Raw genomic sequence first — 574 nt, 5'->3', positions numbered from 1 at the left:
ATATTGCTCTCCAGTTGGTGTGGATAAGAGATTTTCCAATTCAGGAAAGGTGACTTGTAAGACCTTGTGTAGACGGTTTTTAGCTCTAACAATGTCTTCTGTAAGATTTTGATAGAAACGGCTTAAATCACGCAGGTGTTGATAAACTTCTTCCTGCGCATAAGTTGGTTTACGATTGAGTATAAACTGAGAATGAGCCAACTTTTCAGCGTCAATTTTGTCTGTTTTACGAACTCGCAGACTGTCCAGTTGCTTCTTAGCTTCCAGAGGATTCAGCTGTGTATAAGCGTAGCCGTGTTCCTCAAGAAAGGCTCGAAGACGCCGAGAATAGACACCAGTAGCTTCAAATATAATCTCAGGGTTATGAACAGTTTTCAAGTCATTCAAAAGACGATTGAAGCCAATGGCGTCATTGAGCATAGTGTATCCATGAATCTTTTCACCGTTGACTAAAATTGCCACCTCAGAACTTGCCTTACTCACATCAATCCCAAATACTGTACGCATGATATTACCTCTTTTGTCTTGAATAATTCCGTGTTTTAGTGATTTTATTTTCAATACGCGACGTCTA

General features: G+C 39.7%; 1 protein-coding gene. It reads right to left on the bottom strand.

Going from position 1 to position 574, the window contains the following annotated elements:
• The coding region (locus tag QM406_RS10075) for an IS110 family transposase (RefSeq protein WP_414274129.1) at positions 1–507 on the bottom strand (507 nt) is incomplete at its 3' end.
• Positions 508–574: the final 67 nt, after the last annotated feature.

Source organism: Streptococcus infantis (assembly GCF_047465035.1).
Classification (GTDB): domain Bacteria; phylum Bacillota; class Bacilli; order Lactobacillales; family Streptococcaceae; genus Streptococcus; species Streptococcus infantis_T.
Note: the sequence above shows the minus strand (reverse complement) of the source record. Positions and strands in the feature narration are given on the sequence as shown.